Below are 16,442 nucleotides of genomic sequence, written 5' to 3' on the forward strand. Positions count from 1 at the left end.
TTATTTGGCGGCGACCGGATCGAGGCCCTGCTCGATCTTGCGCTGCACCTGCAGGGCCAGCTCCTGCTCGGGCTTGAGGCCAAGGGCGCGGCGCCACTGGAAGCGCGCCTCCTCCTGCCGGCCGACGCGCCAATAGGCGTCGCCCAGATGGTCAGTGATCACCGGATCGCCGCCTTTCAGTTCGACGGCGCGTTCCAGTTGCACCACGGCTTCCTCGAAACGGCCCTGGCGATACAGCGCCCAGCCCAGGCTGTCGACGATGGCGCCATCATTGGGCCGCAAGGCCACGGCACGCTCGATCATCTTGGTCGCGCGTTCGAGGTTGCGGTTCATGTCGACCCAGGAATAGCCCAGGTAGTTCAGCACCAGTGGATTGTCGGGCTGCAGTTCCAGGGCCTTCAGCATATCGGCTTCGGCCTTGTCCCATTGCCGCGCCCGTTCGTACGACACGCCGCGGCCGAAGAAGATCGCCCAATGGCGCGGTTCGATCTGTTTGATGCGCTCCAGGCCTTCGCTGTATTCCTGCGCCGCCTCGGGCCAGCGCTCCATCTGCCGGTGCAGATCGGCCAGCATGAGCACGGCGCGCGAACTGTCCTGTGCCGCATTGGCCAGGCGTCGCAGCATGCGAACGGCTTCCTCGCCGCGCCCCAGCTCGTTGATGCACCAGGCCTGCCGCATCTGCGCGTTTTCGGCATAGGCAGAGGCCGGCGAGATCTTGCCATACATGGCCAGCGCCTGTTCCCAGCGCTCACGGATTTCATAGATGTCGGCCAGCAGCATGCGGGCGTCGTCCAGATCGGGCCGCAGGAACAGCGCAAGCTGCAGATGCAGTTCGGCCAGCTCGCCACCATCGGAGCGACCGAAAGCCGAAGCCGAAGCGAACAATGCCTCGGCCAGGCCCTCGACGGCATTGCCGACCAGCGGCGCGACCGGCGCGCTGCGTTTGGCATCCAGCCGGCGCAGGCCGTGCAGCAGCACGGGGTTTTCGGGATTGAGCGCCAACTGCTCATCCAGCAGGCGGCGTGCCTCGGCCATGCGGCCGTTGCGTTCCAGGAAACGGGCATAGCCATCCACAAGCCGCGTGCCCGGCCGTTCGCGGCCTTCGATCACATCGCGATAGGCGGCCTCGGTCGGTTCGGCCTGGTTCAGCAGATCGAGCAGCAGGGGGCGCAGATGCGCATGCACGCCGCCCAGCAGCGGATGGCGCTCCAGTTTCTGCAGGCTGGCCACGGCCTGATCGGCTTCGCCCTTGCCGGCATGGGCAAAGGCCGCCAGCAGCGGATTGAAGGCCGCATGAATGCCGTTATTGGGGCCGTCGTTCACCAGACGCAGCACGCCGTCGTAATCGCGGGCCAGCATCATCGCCGAGGCATGCACCATGCGTGGCAGGTATTCGCCGGGATTGAGCTGGCGCAGGGCCGGCACCAGGGGCACGGATTCGGCGACGCGGCCATCGGCGATCAGCGCTACGAAGGTGCCCTGGTTGAGCAAGGCGCTGCTGGGATCCTCGCGCAGGGCCCGCAGGTAGTAATCCGCCGCCGCGGTGGTGTCGTTGGTCTCGCGCGCGTGGCGCGCGGCCAGGAAGTTGCCATAGGGGCTGTCGAGGCGATAGGTGCCGCGCGGACTGCCGCTTGCCATGCGGCCGTCGCCGCCGCAGGCGGCCAGCGGCAGGGCCAGCAGGGCGGCTGCGGCCAGCAGGCCGGCGCGCAGCCGCAGATGCGGACGGGAGGAGAGGGTGGTGTGACGCTTGCGGGAGGCTGTGTCTGTCATCGTCTCACATGTTGGGATAATTCGGACCGCCGCCCCCCTCCGGGACGGTCCAGTTGATGTTCTGCGCCGGATCCTTGATGTCGCAGGTTTTGCAGTGGACGCAGTTCTGCGCGTTGATCTGGAAACGTGGATTCTTGCCGTCGTCGTCGCGCAGGACTTCATAGACGCCGGCCGGACAGTAACGCTGTGCCGGCTCGTCGTAGATCGGCAGGTTCCTGGCAATCGGGATCGACGGGTCCTTGAGACGCAGATGGATCGGCTGATCCTCCTCGTGGTTGGTGTTCGACAGGAACACCGACGACAGCTTGTCGAAGCTGATCTTGCCATCGGGCTTGGGGTATGCAATCGGCTTGCACTGGGCAGCCGGCTTCAAACTCTCGTGATCGGCCTTGGTGTGGCGCGAGGTCCAGGGTGCCAGGAAACCCAGGCCCAGGTCGTTCAACCACATATGGATGCCACCGACCAGCGTGCCGAGCCACATGCCATAGCCCAAAGCCGGCTTCACGTTGCGAACCTTCCACAGGTCCTTGAACGACCACGACGCCTTGAAGGCTTCGGGATAGGCGGCCAGTTCGTCGCCACCGGTCGCGCCGTTCTTCAGCGCCTCGAACGCGGCTTCGGCGGCCAGCATGCCGGTCTTCATGGCGTTGTGGCTGCCCTTGATGCGCGGCAGGTTGACGAAACCGGCCGAGCAGCCGATCAGCGCGCCGCCCGGGAAGGTCAGCTTCGGGATCGATTGCAGGCCGCCTTCGTTGATGGCGCGTGCGCCGTAGGAGATGCGCTTGCCGCCCTCGAAATACTCGCGCACGCTGGGATGGGTCTTGAAGCGCTGGAATTCGTCGAACGGCGACAGATGCGGATTCTGGTAATTCAGGTGGATCACGAAGCCCACGGCCACCTGGTTGTCTTCCAGGTGATACATGAAGCTACCGCCGCCGGTGGCGCTGTCCAGCGGCCAGCCCTGGGTGTGCACCACCAGGCCCGGCTTGTGCTTGGCGGGGTCGATCTGCCACAGCTCCTTGATGCCGATGCCGAACTTCTGCGGGTCGACGCCGTCGCGCAGCTTGAATTTGGCCTGCAGCTCCTTGGCCAGCGAACCGCGCACGCCCTCGGCGATCAGGGTGTATTTGCCGCGCAGTTCGACGCCCGGCGTGTAGCTCGACTTCTTCTCGCCGTCGCGGCCGATGCCCATGTCGCCGGTGGCGACACCGACCACTTCGCCCTTTTCGCCATACAGCACCTCGGCGGCGGCAAAGCCCGGGAAGATCTCGACGCCCAGCTCCTCGGCCTGACTCGCCAGCCAGCGGCAGACATTGCCGAGCGAGACGATGTAGTTGCCGTGATTGTTCATCAGCGGCGGCAGGGCGATGTTCGGGATCGGGATGTGGTTTGCCTCGGTCAGGATCATGAAGCGATCGTCGGTGACCGGCGTGTTGAGCGGCGCGCCCTTTTCCTTCCAGTCGGGGATCAGCTCGTTCAGCGCGATGGGATCGATCACCGCGCCCGACAGGATATGGGCGCCGACTTCCGAGCCTTTTTCGATCACGCAAACCGATACGTCATGGTCCTGTTCGGCAGCGAGCTGCTTCAGGCGGATCGCGGCAGACAGCCCGGCCGGGCCGGCGCCCACGATCACCACGTCGTATTCCATCGCTTCGCGTTCCATCGCGGGGCACCCCTTAACTTTTTGGCCGGTCGGCTGGTCGGCCGGCGGCGGCTGGTCGTAATAGCTGGAATTTTAATTCGGACGCCTTGGGTTGACGTCCCCTGTTTGCTTACCAGACTATGGGGGGCAAGCCAACGGCGCGAGCCCCACCTGTCCGGCCATGAACGTAACGGAAGCTACTGATTTTCCGCCTTCTCTGCTTGAGATCGCCCTGTTCTACGCCGAAGCCGGCGTGGACGAGGTGATTGGGGAGCAGCCGGTCGACCGCACCCAGGCGCCCCCGGCACGTGAGCCGGCCAGGGAACCAACTCGTGCCGCCGCGAGTCCCGCCGCCGGAAGTCCCGCTCAGGCCCTCGCAGGCGCGACACCGAATCCGCCCCGCACTCCGCTCCCGCATCCGGCTACCGCTTCCGCCAACCCGGCCCTGCTGTCGGCCTCCGAGGTGGAGGGTGCCGCCCGCCGCGCGGCCAGGGCCTGCCAGACCATCCCGGAACTGGAAGCGGCGATCAAAGCCTTCGAGGGTTGCGGCCTGAAGGCCACCGCCACCAACACCGTGATCGCACGCGGCAACCCGCAGGCGCCGCTGATGATCATAGGCGAGGCGCCCGGTCGCGACGAGGATGCGCAAGGTTTGCCCTTCGTGGGCGAGAGCGGCCAGTTGCTCGACCGCATGCTGAAGGCGATCGGTCGCGACGAACAGAACACCTATATCTCGAACATCCTGTTCTGGCGGCCGCCGGGCAACCGCGATCCCTCCACCGAGGAAATCCTGGCCTGCAAGCCGTTCATCGAACGCCTGATCGAACTGGCCCGGCCGAAGGTGATCGCCTGCGCCGGCAAGCATGCCGCCGCCACCCTGCTGGGCACCACGCAGGGTATCACGCGCACGCGCGGCCGCTGGCATGAATACCAGCGCGATGAGATCGCCATTCCGGCCATGCCGCTGCTGCATCCGGCCTATCTGCTGCGCCAGCCCGGCGTGAAGCGCGAGGCCTGGCACGACATGCTGGAACTTGCGGCCAAGCTGGAACAGCTCGGCGTGTGATGCGCTCTGTCTTCTATGGATGGATCGTCGTTGCCGCCGCCTTCCTGGTGATGTTCACCGGCTTTGGCGCCGCCTACACATTTCCGGCTTTTTTCGAACCCTTGAGTCGTGAATTCGGTGCCTCGCGCGGCACCGTCTCGCTGGTATTCTCCGCCGCCGGTTTCCTCTATTTCGCGCTCGGCGCGCTCAGTGGCCGGCTGGCCGACCGCATCGGGCCGCGCCCGGTGGTGGGTTTCGGCATGGCCTGCATCGGGCTGGGGCTGATCGCGGCCAGCTTCGCCGACAGCCTCGCCGCCATCGTGGTTTTCTATGGCTTAGGGATCGGCGTCGGCGTCGGCTTTTCCTATGTGCCCGCCATCGGCACGGTGCAGCGCTGGTTCCAGGCCAAGCGCGGCCAGGCCTCGGGCTGGGCGGTGGCCGGCATCGGCATCGGAACCATGGCCGCGCCGCCTGCCGCCGCCTTCGCCATCGGGTATCTGGGCTGGCGCGGCACCTATGTGCTGTTTGGGATTGTCGTGCTGGTGCTGGGTGCGCTGGCGACGGTGTTGCTGCGTGGGTCGCCGGCCGCGATGGGCCTGCAGCCCGATGGCGCCAAAGGGCAGGTTGCAGCGATGTCCGGTCCGCCCGCCGGGATGGACCTGCGCGCGGTATTGCGGCATCGCGCCTTCTGGCTGCTCTATGCCGCCGGCGCGCTGAACTGCATCGGCACCTTCGTTCCCTTTGTGCATCTGGCGCCGTTTGCCATGGACCAGGGCCTCAGCCGCACCGAAGGCGTCTGGCTGGTCGGCATGATCGGCGTGGGCAGCACGCTGGGCCGTTTCGTGCTGGGCGGCCTGGCCGACCGCATCGGGCGCGGCCGCAGTTTAAGCCTGGTGATGCTGCTCAGCGGCGTGGCGCTGTTCTACTGGATCGTGGCGCAGGGATTTTTCGCGCTTGCTGTCTTCGCGCTGGCCTTCGGGTTGTTCTATGGCGGCTTCGTCGCATTGATCCCGGCTTTCACGGCGGATCTGTTCGGCCTGCGTGCCATGTCGGCGGTGCTGGGTGTGCTGTATACCTCGGTGGCGGCCGGCACCCTGCTGGGGCCGACTTTGGCCGGCTGGGTCTTCGATATCGCCGGCAGCTATACCTGGCCGATTGCGATTTGTGCCCTGGGCTGCGTCGCGGCGGCCGGTATCATATTGAAACTGCCGCAACATTTGGCGGAATAGCGGGATTTCCACTTTCGGCGATGCCAAGTTTACTTGTCCCTTGACCCATCTTGGGCTATCCGGGGCAGCGATGAAAAACGGGGCAGGGGTCAAACGCCTGGGATGGGCTGCCGGATTGGCGCTGGTCCTGGCTATCGGGGGGCAGGTGCCAGCCAGTGCGCAGACTGGGGCGCCGGCGCCCTCATCTGCATCCTCCGAACAGGTCGCGTCGCTCTCCACGGCGGATGGCATCGATACCAGCCTGCCGGCCGTGCTGGATGCGGCCGATGTCGAACGCTACCAGCGCATCTTCGAATTCCAGGCCGACACCGAATGGGCCAAGGCCGACCGCGAGATCGCCCGCCTGAAAGACAAGCTGCTGCTTGGCCATGTGCTGCACCAGCGCTTCACGCATCCCACCGCCTATAACGCCTCCTATGCCGAATTGCGCGACTGGATGGTGAAATACCGCGACCATCCCGGCGCCGAGGAAATCTACAAGCAGGCGCTGAAGAAGAAGCCGCGCAAGGACAAGGCGCCACCCGGCCCGTTGGGCACCGATCTGGGCGAGTTCAATGGCGAGCAGCCGGGCGAAGTCGCCACCGCGCGCCGTCGTCCCGTGCCGAAGGAGCGCGACCCTGCCCATCGTCAGGCGATCCAGCAGGCCGAGGCACAGTTCAACGCCATGCTGAAACGCGACCGTTTCCGCGACGCCGAAGCCTTTCTGGCGAAGCCCGATATCCGCGCGAAACTCAGTGCCTCGGAATACGACGACTGGCGCCGCCGCCTGGCCTGGCTCTATGTACTGGAGGGCGAGAACGACAAGGCCCTGCAGCATGCCGCCCCGGCGGCGCAGCGGTCGCGCGCCCGCGTGCCGGAAGCCGACTGGGTTGCCGGCCTGGCGGCCTGGCGGCTCGGCAAATACGACAATGCCGCGCATCATTTCGAGAACCTGGCCTTCTCAAAGACCGCCGCCGGTTGGGATCGCGCCGCCGCTGCCTGGTGGGGCGCACGCGTGATGCTGCGCCTGCGTCAGCCCTCGGAAGCGATCCGTCTGCTGGAAATCGGCGCAAGCCAGGAACGCACCTTCTACGGCCAGCTCTCGTTGGCCCAGCTCGGCAATGACCAGCCGCTGCGCTGGTCGCCGCCGCCGCTGAGCGCCGATGAAGTGCGCAAACTCTCCGACATGCCGGCCCTGCGTCGCGCCATGGCCTTGAGCGAAGCCGGCGAAGCCGTGCGCGCCGACCGCGAGATCACCCGGCTGTTCTCGCAGGCGCCGGATCAACTGGCCGGTGCGCTGCTCGGTTTCGCCAGTCGCCTGCAGGCCCCGGCTTCCTCCATGCGCATCGGCATCGCCTGGTACACGGTGAAGGGCGAGGGTTTCGACCACGCGCTGTATCCCCTGCCGCCCTGGGAGCCGGAAAGCGGCTTTAGTGTCGACCGCGCGCTGGTCTTTGCCTTCATGCGCCAGGAAAGCGCCTTCAATGCCCGCGCCATGAGCCCGGCCGGCGCCACCGGCCTGATGCAGCTGATGCCGAAAACCGCCGGCGCCGTGGCCGGTGACCGCAGCCTGCATCACAAGAGCGGCCGGCATCGGCTGTTCGCGCCGGAATACAATATCGAGCTGGGTCAGCGTTATCTGCAGCACCTGCTGGAAATGCCGATGATCCGCGGCAACCTGTTCTATCTGGCCGCGGCCTATAACGGCGGGCCCGGCAACCTGCAGAAATGGCTGCGCGCCAATCCCGATGCCGCCGCCGACCCGCTGCTTTTCATCGAGACCATTCCCCTGGCCGAGACGCGCAACTTCGTGCAGCGCGTGCTGACCAATTACTGGATCTATCGCTCGCGCATCGGCCAACCCGATCCCAGCCTGCCCGATGCCATGGCCGGCGGCTGGCCGCTCTACAAGGCTTTCGACAAGGCGCAGCAGACCGCCAACCGCTGACGGAGTCGCCATGCTGTTCATGGTCATCGAACGTTTCAAGGATCGCGATGCCGTGCCGGTCTACCAACGGGTGCGCGACCAGGGCCGCGCCTTTCCGGATGGCCTGAAATACCATGGCAGCTGGATCGAGCCGAATTTCGACCGCTGCTTCCAGCTTATGGAATGCGACGACCTGCGCCTCTTGCAGGAATGGGTCCTGAATTGCCGCGGCACCGGCATGACCTTCGAAATCGTGCCGGTGGTGCCCAGCCAGGATACCCGCGAGGTGGTCGCGCCCTATCTGGACAAGGCCTGACCGCACACATATCGCCGGGTGACGCCATGACCGAACTCCAGCCGCAATCTTATGTCGATGCCGATGGCAAGCGCCTGTTCGTGCCGGTGCGCATCGCCGTGCTCACCGTGTCGGATACCCGCAGCTTCGACGACGACAAGTCCGGCAACACGCTGGTCGAACGGCTGACCGAAGCCGGGCATATGCTGGCCGCCCGCGCCATCGTGAAGGACGAGATCGATGCCATCCGCGCCCAGGTGAAGGCCTGGATCGACGATCCGGCCATCGACGTTGTGCTCTCCACCGGCGGCACCGGCGTCACCGGCCGCGATGTCACGCCCGAGGCATTCGAGGGCATTTTCGAGAAAAGCATCCCGGGCTTCGGCGAGCTGTTCCGCATGCTCAGCTACCAGAAGATCGGCACCTCCACGATCCAGTCGCGCTGCACCGCCGGCGTGACGCGCGGCACGTATCTCTTCGCGTTGCCCGGCTCGCCCGGTGCCTGCCGTGATGCCTGGGACATGATCCTGAAGGACCAGCTCGACTATCGCCACAAGCCCTGCAATTTCGTCGAGCTGTTTCCGCGCCTGCGCGAGCATGAGCGGCGCGGCGGGGGCAAGTAAGAGGGGCGGGGCCGCAACTGGCTCCCCATTCCGTACTGGTCCTATGTCTTTTGCATAAACTGGCGCTTATGCCGGCATTGCGGCTGCGCTAATCGGAGCGGGTCTCGCTTAAAGGAACCCGATTCCCCATGTCCAATGATTCCATGTCCGATATCGCCATCCGTCCGGTGGCCCCGAACGAACGCGCGCAGTGGGAGCCGCTGTGGCGCGGCTATCTGGCTTTCTACGAAAAATCCGTGCCGGAGGCCGTCACTGATTTCACCTGGGAACGGCTGCTCGATCCCACGAATGCCATCGAGGGTCTGATGGCCTGGGAGGGTGATGCCGCGCTGGGCCTGGTGCAATACCTGCTGCATCCATCCACCTGGAACCGGGGCGGCAATGTCTATCTGCAGGATCTGTTCGTGGTGCCGGCGGCGCGCGGCAAACGCATCGGCCGCCGGCTGATCGCAGCCGTCACCGAGATTTCCCGCGCCAAAGGGGCGGGTGTGCTGTACTGGCAGACCGAGGAATTCAACGGCACGGCGCGGCGGCTGTATGAGCGCGTGGCCAAACGCGCGCCCTTCGTGCGGTATAATATCGAGCTGTGAAGGTTCAACCGGCTAAGGGAAATCGTCATGCCCGGCCGTGTGCCGGGCATCCACGTCTCGACACGTGAAAGAACACATGGATGGCGGGCCAAGTCCGGCCATGACGGCCTTTCTGGTTCGACTTATGCCTTCTCTGATTTCAGCGTGATGATGCGGCCATCCACGGCGAAGCGGCCCCAGCCCTGATGATGGATGGTCTTCGGGTTTTTCTGTGCCGGATCGCGCCAGGCCCGCACCACTTCCAGCACGAACATGTTGTAACGCGCCACCATGCGCGTATCGACCACGCGGCATTCCAGGTTGGCGAAGGCTTCCGCCACAAGCGGCGCATGCACGTCTTTGGCCGGCAGGGGCGTGAATCCCACTGCCCTGAACTTGTCGGCACCAGATTTGTCGGGGAAGTCGCGGCCCGAGCAGTTGCCCACCTTCACGACCTTGGCGGCCAGCCTTCGCGCCGGGATGGCGATCACGCATTCCTTTGTCGCGCGCAGGGCCTTGAAGCTGAAATTGCCTTCGCTGACCACGCAGCCCACCAGCGGCGGCGTGAATTCCATCATCATATGCCACGACATGGTCATCACATTGGCGCGGCCAGTCTTGTCCGCCGTGGTCAGCAGCACCACGGGGCCGGGTTCCAGCAGGGCGTAGACATCGGAGAGCGGCAGGGATTTCAGCGCCATGGCCAAAGCCTACGCCCGCAGAGCCAAACCGGCAAGACGAAATTCCTATAATCTCGTTATTTCTTGAAATGTTCTCATATCCAGGGTAATCTCCCGGCATGTCCAAGATCGTCCAGCGCGCCGTTTCCACGCCTGCCGACCACGCCCATCCCGACGCGCGGCGCGGCCGGGGTGCGCTGAGCACCGTGCGCAGCCGCTATGACTCGGAAACCCGTCAGCGCGAGGACGACGGCTGGGACAATCTGGAAGAGGCCGAGCCGCTGAAAACCGTGCTGCATGAAGACAGCACGCGTCACATCATCGCCTGGAACAAATCGCCCGACATTCCCTTCGACCGCTCGATCAATCCCTATCGCGGCTGCGAGCATGGCTGCATCTACTGCTTCGCGCGGCCCAGCCATGCCTATCTCGGCTTCTCGCCCGGTCTCGATTTCGAAACCCAGATCGTGTTCAAGCCCAATGCCGCCGCCTTGCTGCGGCAGGAACTGGCGGCGAAAGGCTATCGCCCGGCCACGCTCTCCATGGGCTCCAACACCGATCCCTACCAGCCGGTGGAACGTGAGCTCAGGATCACGCGCTCGATTCTCGAAGTGCTGCTGGAAACGCGGCATCCGCTCGGGATCGTCACCAAGAACCATCTGGTGACGCGCGATATCGACATTCTCTCCGAGATGGCAAAGCTCGGTCTGGTGAAGGTGTTCGTCTCGCTGACCACGCTGGACCGCAGACTGGCCCGTGCCATGGAACCGCGCGCTTCCACGCCGCCCAAACGGCTGGAAGCCATCAGAATGCTCAACGAGGCCGGCATCCCGGCCGGCGTGATGACGGCGCCGATGATCCCCGCCGTCAATGACATGGAGCTGGAGCGATTGCTGGAAGCGGCCTGGGAGGCTGGCGCCCGCGAGGCCGGCTGGGTACTGCTGCGCCTGCCGTTTGAGTTGAAGGAGCTGTGGCGCGAATGGCTGACCGAGCATTTCCCCGATCGCGCATCGAAGGTGATGAAGCTGGTGCAGGAATCGCGCGGCGGTAAGGATTACGTGGCCGATTTTGGCGGCCGCATGCGCGGCGAGGGAGCCTATGCCGACCTGATCGCGCAGAGGTTTGCCCTGGCGATCAAGCGCATCGGCTTCAACGAGCGTCGGCTGGGGCTGCGCAAGGACCTGTTCGTGCCGCCCGAGAAGGACGCAAGGCAGGGGCGGCTCTTTTAGGGAAGATTGTTTTAGCGCGGGCTGTTCGGATGGCGAAATATCAGGTGCCGAAGAAAAACGACGTGCGTCGCATGGCGCCCAGACGGACCCCGGACAATCAGATCGGCGACCGGCTGCGGAAACTGTGCCTGGCCCTGCCCGAGGCCGAGGAGCGCGAGACCTGGGATATCCCCACCTATCGCATCCGGAGCAAGATCTTCGCGCTGGAAAGCGCCATCGACGGGCGCGCTGCGGTCTGGTGCAAGGCGCAGCCGGGCAGCCAGGAGGTTCTGGTCGGCGCCGATCCGCAGCGGTTTTTCGTGCCGCCCTATCTGGGCCACAAGGGCTGGGTGGGCATGTGGCTGGACCGCGCTGTGAATTGGGCCGAGGTGGCCGAACTGGTGCGGCGCAGCTATTGCCTGATCGCGCCGAAGAAACTGGTCGCGAAACTCGATGGCTGAAACCCTGCGACATCATCGCATGCGGCGCGATGGTGTTTGCGCGCTATAATTTTGATTGTGACCACCCGCCGCAGATACGGCTTGCGCCGCCTGATCGCCTGGATGCCGCCGCATGTGCGCTTCCTTGGGCTGCATGCGCTGGTCGGTTTTGGCCTGGCCTCGGTCTTCGTGGCGGCGGTGATCTGGAGCAATGCCTTCGGGCTCGGTCGCCTGCTGCTGGACACCGCCCTGCATCCCATGCCGGTGCTGCTGTTGTGGTTCTTCACCGGGCTCACCTTCGGCAGCGTGCAGATGGGCGCCGCCGTGATGTTCCAGAACGACGTGCTGTTCCGCGATCCCGACGAGGACGAGCCGTTTTATTGAGATTGCAGTCTAGGGTCTCATAAATTCGTAATCGCGGTCTTCCAGATTCTCGATCACGAACATCAGTTCGGATTTGATATCGGCGATGCTGCGCCGGGTTTTCAGCACGCGCACGGCATCGGCGATCAGGTCGCTCGCCACCGTTTCGGGCGGGATGGCATGCTGCGCCGCCTCGGCCAGTGCGGCTTCCACATGGCGGTGCACGAGTTCGTAAACGCTGGTCATCTGGTTTCCTCCGAAATCAGTGCGCGGGCGCGGCCAGGGCCGCCGGCCGGTCGAGCAGGGCGTCGGTCAGAACAGCACCCACCCACATGCCGGTCAGCGCGATCCAGGCCGTGAGCGCGAAGGCCGAACTGCCGGTGACGCCGGCACCAATGGCGCAGCCGCCGGCCAGCATGCCGCCCATGCCCATCAGCGCCGCGCCAAACAGGTAACGCCGCATCGAGGCGCCGCCCTCGAAGCCCTGCAGCTCCAGCTCGCCGGTCAAGGCCGCCGCCAGGAAGGCGCCGAGGAAGGCGCCCGGCACCAGGCCGATGGCGAAATTGGCTTCATGCGGCTGCAGGAAAAACATCAGCGTGGCCGCCGAGGGCCCGCTGAAGGTGATGCCCTCGATGGGCATCGGCGTGAAGCTCTGCTGCGCCAGCGTATAGGTGAACAGCCAGGCCAGCGGAATGGCGAAGCCCACGCCTGAGGCCATCACCAGCACACGCAGGCCCACGGCATTGCGCCAGGCGAAATACAGCGCCGCGGCGGCGGCCAGAATGCCCAGCATTAGCCCGCCCCGATGGCCGATGCCCAGCCAGGCGGTGAGGTCGATGTTGCTGCCGCCCGTGGTCCACCAGCCGGCGATCTCGGCGCGCAGCGGGCTCAAAATCCCGCGCTGGCTCATCTGCGCGGCAACAGCGAAAACCAGGCCCGAGAGCAGGGCGCGCAGGTTGCCGGTAGCGGCCAGCACCAGCATGCGCCCCGAACAGCCGCGCGCCAGCACCATGCCGGCGCCAAACATCAGCCCGCCGACGATGGCGCCCGAGATCGAGCCGGGCACGGCCAGCATGCGCGCCTCGCGCAGGTCCATGATGCCGAAGGCCTGCAATGCCTGGGTCCAGACCATCGCCGTGCCGAAGGTGAGCAGCCACACCGAAATGCGCGGGCCGATGATGGCGGGCGAGAAGGGCTGCGGCCCCAGGATGCCGCGGCCGAATTCCACCGTGGCCGCCCGCAGGCAGAAACGGCTTTGCTGCGCCGCCACGCCGAACACCAGCCCCACGGCCAGCCCGCCCGCGGCAGCCGCGCCGGGTTCGCCCAGCAGCTCGATCAGGAAGGACAAATCCATTCTGTGATTATGGCCGCCCTATGCTGCGTGGCCTTGATCCGGATCAAGTTTCCTCGGCGATTGCCCGCGAAACCGAGGGTCGCGCCTTCATCCGGTTGCGATGATCCAGCAGTTTGGGAAACCGCGCGGGATCGACCCCGTCGGCTTCCATCCACTGCGCAAGCGTGAAGAGATAGGGGTCGCAGATCGTATAGCTGTCGCCCATCACCCAGGGGCCGGCGAACATGTCGTTTTCGATCAGGGCGAAGCCTTCGCCCACGCTCTGCGGCACCTTGCGCTGCATCGCGGCAATCGCCGCCTCGTCGTCGGCCCAGCGATAGCCGCGCATCCGGTGGGCATGCGCCACATGCAGCGTGGCGCAGAGATAGCTGTTGAATTCCTGTACGCGGGCGAAGGCGAAGGCATCGTCCAGCGGGGCGAGGCCGGCAGCCGGAAAACTCTGCGCGATGAAGGCCAGCAGGGCCGGTGTTTCCGTCAGCACGCCCTGCGGCGTCACCAGCGCCGGCACGCGGCCCTTGGGATTGAGGGCCAGGTAATCCGGGCTGCGCTGCTGCGCGGCGGCGAAATCGATGCGCCGAAGCTCGTAGGTGGCATCGGCCTCGATCAGCGCGATATGCGAGGCAAGCGCGCAGGTGTTCGGTGCGTAATAAAGCGTGAGCATGGCGGCATTCCGGGGCAAGAGCGGCCCGGCATTATGCCTCGTCTCCGCTGTAAAGGGCAGTGCTGATGTATTTGATGCCGGTATCGCACAGTACGGTCACCACCGTCGCCTCCGGCCCCAGCTCGCGCGCCACGGCCAGGGCGGCCACCAGATTGGCGCCTGTCGATGTACCGGCAAACAAGGCTTCCATCCGTGCCAGCCGTCGCGCCATTGCCATGGCCTCATTGGTGGAAACCGGCATGATCGTGTCGGCGATGCCGTCACGCCACAGCGGCACGATGAAACCCGCGCCGGCCCCCTCGATTTTATGCACGCCGCTGGGGCCGCCCGACAGCACGGCGGATTCCGCCGGTTCCACTGCCACGATACGGATATCCGTTTTATGTTGCCGCAGGCGCTCGGCCACGCCCCGGATGCAGGCCGCCGTGCCGGTGCTCTGCACGAAGGCATCCACGCCGCCGCCCGTCTGCGCCCAGATCTCGTCGGCCATGGCGTGATAGGCGGAAATCTGGTCGGTGTTGTTGAGCTGGTCGGTCCAGAAGGCGCCGGTCTGCTCCATGATCTGCCGCGCCGCCGCGATCATGGCGCGCGTCAGCGCCGCATCCATGCCGCCACCCTGGCTCGGCACGATGGTCAGTTCCGCGCCCAACGCCTGCATGTGGCGGCGTTTCTCGGCGCTGAAGGCATCCGAGGTGACGATGCTCAACGGATAGCCCAGCGCGGCGCAGACCAGCGACAGCGAAACCCCGGTGCTGCCGCCGGTATATTCCACCACGCGCTGCCCCGGCTGCAGCTTTCCGCTCCGGATGCCGGCCTCGACCATGGCGAGCGCCATGCGGTCCTTCATGCTGCCGGTGGGATTGACGCTTTCGATCTTGAGCAGGATGCGTGCGTGATCCTCCGGCACAATGCGGCGCAGCTCCAGCAGCGGCGTGTTGCCGATGCGCTGCAGCACCGAGCGGTCGGTCCCGAAATCCTGCGCCGGGTTGTGTGCCGAACTGGCCATGTGCTGCCTTTCCAATTGCATGTATCTGCAAAATATGTATATACATATAATATGAAGCCACGGAAACGCGGGACAGGCAAGGCCCGGCCAGGAAAGATCCCCGCCGGCAAAACGCCGGCTGGTAAAACGCCGACCGGCAAGACACTCGTGCGCGACGCCCGCGCCGTGGTGGAGACCTGCCCGGGCCTGACCCTGCGCATGGCGGCGCGGCTGGTGTCGCGGTTTTTCGATCTTCACCTGCTGGAATCGGGGCTCAACCTGGCCCAGTTCGGCCTGATGGCATTAATCGCCGCCAGCACCGACGACACCGTCGGCGCCCTGGCGGAACGGGCCGGGCTGGAACAGTCGACGCTGTCGCGCAACCTGCGCCAGCTCGAACGTGACGGCCAGATCGAGATCGCCATGGTGGAAACCGATCTGCGCCGCCGCGCCGTCTGGCTCACCGAAAAGGGCGCGCGGCAGCTCGAGGCCGCCATGCCGCTGTGGCGCGAGGCGCACCGCCTGCTGGGGCGCGTGCTCGTGCTGGACGACGTGGCCCGGCTGGGGGCGGCGATGCCGGGGCTGGCGAAGCGGCTGGTGGCGGATTAGCTGCCCGGGAAGACCTGGGCGCGGTAAAGCCGCAGGCCCACGCGTGCATCCAGCGCCAGCGGTTCTTCGGCCTGTTCCTCGCGGGTGCGGGTCAGTTCCACGATGCGTCCGTCGGGCAGTTCCGCCTCGATCCGCACAAAGGCGCCCACCGCGGAAACGAATCGCACACGAGCCTCGCCGTCGGGATCGGCGCTGATGGCGATATCGTGCGGCCGCACATAAAGCTTCGCCTTGCCGTTGGGCAGGTCGACCCGCTCAAGTGCCGCCGTGTCGATACCGGGCACCAGCACCGATCCGGCCGCCACGTGGCAGTCCAGTGCGTTGTTGTCGCCCAGGAAACTGGAGACGAAGGGGGTGGCGGGGTTGTCGTAGAGGCGCGCAGGGGTGTCGATCTGCTCGATGCGGCCCTTGTTCATCACCACCACGCGGTCGGCCAGTTCCAGCGCCTCCTCCTGGTCATGGGTGACGAAGACCGAGGTCATGCCGAGCTGCTCGTGCAGTCGCCGCAGCCAGCGCCTCAGCTCCTTGCGCACCTTGGCATCCAGCGCGCCGAACGGCTCGTCCAGCAATAGCACATTCGGTTCGATGGCCAGCGCACGGGCCAGCGCCACGCGCTGGCGCTGGCCACCGGACAGTTGTGCCGGCATCCGGTCGGCCAGCCAGTCGATCTGCACCAGCCGCAGCAGCTCGTCGACACGGCGGCGGATTTCGGCTTCGCTCGGCCGCTCCTTCCTGGGCCGCACGCGCAGGCCGAAGGCCACGTTCTCGAACACCGTCATATGGCGGAACAGCGCGTAATGCTGAAACACGAAGCCGACCTGCCGCTCGCCCGCCGGGCGTCCGCCGGTGCTGGCGCCGTCGAAACGGATATCGCCGGCATCCGGCCAGTCCAGACCGGCGATCACGCGCAGCAGTGTGGTCTTGCCCGAGCCAGAGGGGCCGAGCAGGGCGACCAGTTCACCCGACTGCACGGTAAGGTCGACGCTGCGCAGGGCCTGGAACTCCCCGAACTGGCGCGACACGCTGACGACATCGATACGCATGCTGGTGGTTCCGTCCG

Annotated in this window: 18 protein-coding genes; 10 read left to right on the top strand and 8 right to left on the bottom strand. The window is 65.8% G+C overall.

Translation table 11 applies throughout. From position 1 onward, the window contains the following. Together ACE3OO_RS14800 and ACE3OO_RS14805 are read right to left on the bottom strand one after the other, a co-directional pair. Entirely contained in the window at positions 1-1,770 is a 1,770-nt protein-coding gene (locus ACE3OO_RS14800; RefSeq protein ID WP_374304180.1) for a tetratricopeptide repeat protein, read from the bottom strand. A 4-nt stretch (positions 1,771-1,774) separates the two neighbouring features. Further along, entirely contained in the window at positions 1,775-3,436 is a 1,662-nt protein-coding gene (locus ACE3OO_RS14805; RefSeq protein ID WP_374304182.1) for an electron transfer flavoprotein-ubiquinone oxidoreductase, read from the bottom strand. A 160-nt stretch (positions 3,437-3,596) separates the two neighbouring features. On the opposite strand from ACE3OO_RS14805, the gene ACE3OO_RS14810 reads away from it, so the two are divergent. The 6 genes from ACE3OO_RS14810 (at position 3,597) to ACE3OO_RS14835 (ending at position 9,103) form a co-directional block, all read left to right on the top strand. Beyond that, entirely contained in the window at positions 3,597-4,481 is an 885-nt protein-coding gene (locus ACE3OO_RS14810) for a uracil-DNA glycosylase (protein WP_374304183.1), read from the top strand. Further along, positions 4,481-5,689: an MFS transporter gene (locus tag ACE3OO_RS14815; protein WP_374304700.1), complete on the top strand. Its 1,209-nt coding sequence runs from the start codon at positions 4,481-4,483 to the stop codon at positions 5,687-5,689. Before ACE3OO_RS14810 ends, ACE3OO_RS14815 begins: the two co-directional genes overlap by 1 nt. A gap of 115 nt (positions 5,690-5,804) precedes the next feature. Continuing rightward, positions 5,805-7,616, top strand: coding sequence for a lytic transglycosylase domain-containing protein (locus ACE3OO_RS14820; protein WP_374304185.1), 1,812 nt, complete (start codon positions 5,805-5,807; stop codon positions 7,614-7,616). 10 nt (positions 7,617-7,626) lie between these two features. Beyond that, the gene (locus ACE3OO_RS14825) at positions 7,627-7,911 is read left to right on the top strand and encodes a DUF3303 domain-containing protein (protein WP_374304186.1); all 285 of its coding nucleotides are present in this window, start codon (positions 7,627-7,629) and stop codon (positions 7,909-7,911) included. A 26-nt stretch (positions 7,912-7,937) separates the two neighbouring features. After that, the gene (gene moaB / locus ACE3OO_RS14830) at positions 7,938-8,513 is read left to right on the top strand and encodes a molybdenum cofactor biosynthesis protein B (protein ID WP_374304188.1); all 576 of its coding nucleotides are present in this window, start codon (positions 7,938-7,940) and stop codon (positions 8,511-8,513) included. A gap of 128 nt (positions 8,514-8,641) precedes the next feature. Next, a complete protein-coding gene (locus ACE3OO_RS14835; protein ID WP_374304189.1) occupies positions 8,642-9,103 on the top strand; it encodes a GNAT family N-acetyltransferase in 462 nt (153 codons plus the stop codon). Positions 9,104-9,225: 122 nt separating this feature from the next. On the opposite strand, the gene ACE3OO_RS14840 is transcribed toward ACE3OO_RS14835, so the two are convergent. Next, positions 9,226-9,783, bottom strand: coding sequence for a flavin reductase family protein (locus tag ACE3OO_RS14840; protein WP_374304190.1), 558 nt, complete (start codon positions 9,781-9,783; stop codon positions 9,226-9,228). Positions 9,784-9,881: 98 nt separating this feature from the next. Between ACE3OO_RS14840 and ACE3OO_RS14845 the strand changes: the two genes are divergently transcribed. The 3 genes from ACE3OO_RS14845 to ACE3OO_RS14855 are packed head-to-tail and all read left to right on the top strand — an operon-like array spanning position 9,882 to position 11,794. Continuing rightward, positions 9,882-10,991: a PA0069 family radical SAM protein gene (locus ACE3OO_RS14845; protein WP_374304191.1), complete on the top strand. Its 1,110-nt coding sequence runs from the start codon at positions 9,882-9,884 to the stop codon at positions 10,989-10,991. 29 nt (positions 10,992-11,020) lie between these two features. Beyond that, complete coding sequence (locus ACE3OO_RS14850) at positions 11,021-11,431, top strand: MmcQ/YjbR family DNA-binding protein (RefSeq protein WP_374304193.1); 411 nt, start codon at positions 11,021-11,023, stop codon at positions 11,429-11,431. Between the two features lie 57 nt (positions 11,432-11,488). Continuing rightward, complete coding sequence (locus ACE3OO_RS14855; protein ID WP_374304195.1) at positions 11,489-11,794, top strand: hypothetical protein; 306 nt, start codon at positions 11,489-11,491, stop codon at positions 11,792-11,794. Between the two features lie 9 nt (positions 11,795-11,803). On the opposite strand, the gene ACE3OO_RS14860 is transcribed toward ACE3OO_RS14855, so the two are convergent. The 4 genes from ACE3OO_RS14860 to ACE3OO_RS14875 are packed head-to-tail and all read right to left on the bottom strand — an operon-like array spanning position 11,804 to position 14,794. Further along, entirely contained in the window at positions 11,804-12,019 is a 216-nt protein-coding gene (locus ACE3OO_RS14860; protein ID WP_374304197.1) for a hypothetical protein, read from the bottom strand. Positions 12,020-12,035: 16 nt separating this feature from the next. After that, positions 12,036-13,127, bottom strand: coding sequence for a YeeE/YedE thiosulfate transporter family protein (locus ACE3OO_RS14865; protein ID WP_374304198.1), 1,092 nt, complete (start codon positions 13,125-13,127; stop codon positions 12,036-12,038). Positions 13,128-13,170: 43 nt separating this feature from the next. Then, a complete protein-coding gene (locus ACE3OO_RS14870) occupies positions 13,171-13,788 on the bottom strand; it encodes a glutathione S-transferase family protein (RefSeq protein WP_374304200.1) in 618 nt (205 codons plus the stop codon). Between the two features lie 31 nt (positions 13,789-13,819). Further along, on the bottom strand, positions 13,820-14,794 hold the full coding sequence (locus ACE3OO_RS14875; RefSeq protein ID WP_374304202.1) for a PLP-dependent cysteine synthase family protein: 975 nt from the start codon (positions 14,792-14,794) through the stop codon (positions 13,820-13,822). A 147-nt stretch (positions 14,795-14,941) separates the two neighbouring features. Between ACE3OO_RS14875 and ACE3OO_RS14880 the strand changes: the two genes are divergently transcribed. Continuing rightward, on the top strand, positions 14,942-15,382 hold the full coding sequence (locus tag ACE3OO_RS14880) for a MarR family winged helix-turn-helix transcriptional regulator (protein ID WP_374304203.1): 441 nt from the start codon (positions 14,942-14,944) through the stop codon (positions 15,380-15,382). Here the strand turns inward: ACE3OO_RS14880 and ACE3OO_RS14885 are convergent. Next, the gene (locus tag ACE3OO_RS14885) at positions 15,379-16,425 is read right to left on the bottom strand and encodes a sulfate/molybdate ABC transporter ATP-binding protein (protein WP_374304204.1); all 1,047 of its coding nucleotides are present in this window, start codon (positions 16,423-16,425) and stop codon (positions 15,379-15,381) included. The two genes, ACE3OO_RS14880 and ACE3OO_RS14885, sit on opposite strands and share 4 nt — an antisense overlap. Positions 16,426-16,442: the final 17 nt, after the last annotated feature.

It is taken from the genome of Ferrovibrio sp. (assembly GCF_041906005.1).
In the GTDB taxonomy this organism is placed as follows: Bacteria; Pseudomonadota; Alphaproteobacteria; order Ferrovibrionales; family Ferrovibrionaceae; genus Ferrovibrio.